This window comes from Acidithiobacillus sp. TH-A36, assembly GCF_057473445.1.
This window is the reverse complement of record NZ_JBYCKP010000437.1, coordinates 1-1053: the sequence shown is the minus strand read 5'-3', so window position 1 is coordinate 1053 and position 1053 is coordinate 1. Positions and strand designations below refer to the sequence as shown.

Annotated in this window: 1 protein-coding gene; it reads right to left on the bottom strand. The window is 59.0% G+C overall.

Translation table 11 applies throughout. From position 1 onward, the window contains the following. Nucleotides 1–82: 82 nt before the first annotated feature. A partial coding sequence (locus tag AC2VLY_RS11255; protein ID WP_486922299.1) for a hypothetical protein occupies nt 83–1053 on the bottom strand: 971 nt, incomplete at its 5' end.

Sequence of the window (1053 nt, the reverse complement as noted above, 5' to 3'; positions counted from 1 at the left end):
TTTCGCCGCCCCCGGAACCGGCGTTGCCGGCCCGTTTCGCGGCGTTTTGGATGTCTCGGACCGTCGTCATGGTCATGCCTCCTTAAAATCCAACCGCAGATTCGGCCTCAACGAACGAGACGATCTTGGCTGGAGAGGACACGTTCGTGCCCTGTGCGACCGCCAGCTGGGCCTGCAAGGTCTGATACAGTTCCCCGTCAATCTGCTGCGTGCCGTTGGGCCGCGTCGGGTCGTTACCCGAGATGAGATCGAACACGAAGGTGCCTTCCGGCAAGTATCCCTTGTACAGCTTCGCCATGCGGTTGAGATAGGCCTGAATGCCCCCTGGCGTGTCGTAGATGTACTGCGGATAGCTGGGCATCAGGTCGAGCTCAATGCTCTCCACTTCGCTGGTGGACGGGTTCCCATTGCCGTTTTCCCAGAGAATCGTAAAACGGTTGAAGAGATACGGATCCTTGAACGGGATCGGGGTCTTACTGCCCGCAGCGTTCGGCTTCGTGACCGCTTGCTGAATGTTCATGACGTACTGGATGATCGGGTTCTGCACTTTGTTGCCGCTGATGGGCGTCGTATAGTAGCTGATCTCCGGTGTAATCGTGCCCGCAACGCTGGTGCCAATCGCGACCGAGACGTCCGTGCCGCCGACGACTGGGTTCAAAAATTGGTCGTCGCCGTACAGGTTCGCCGCCAAGGTCATGCGGATCTTACAGGTGTACTTCGAGCTGCCCACGGGTATGATCCCGCGCGTACTGTTGTCCTCGATTTGGAGCGGGACGCGAATCCCGAAGCGGAGCACGTTCTCCACGGTACTGCCAACGGTCGCTTGCGGTGTCGACGGCACCGACCAAGCCACGTTCTCCACATAGGGATACGCCGAGCCGCCACCCCCCGGCAGATAACCCGGATTGGTGTAGAACTCCCGCAAATAAAACAAATACGGCGAGACGTTGATGAAGGGTCCTCCGCCGAGACTGACGGCGACGGTTTCAAAGCAATTCCACGGAAAAAAGTCCGACCAGCTGTCCGGTACGGTGCCACCCGAGGCCACCGTAA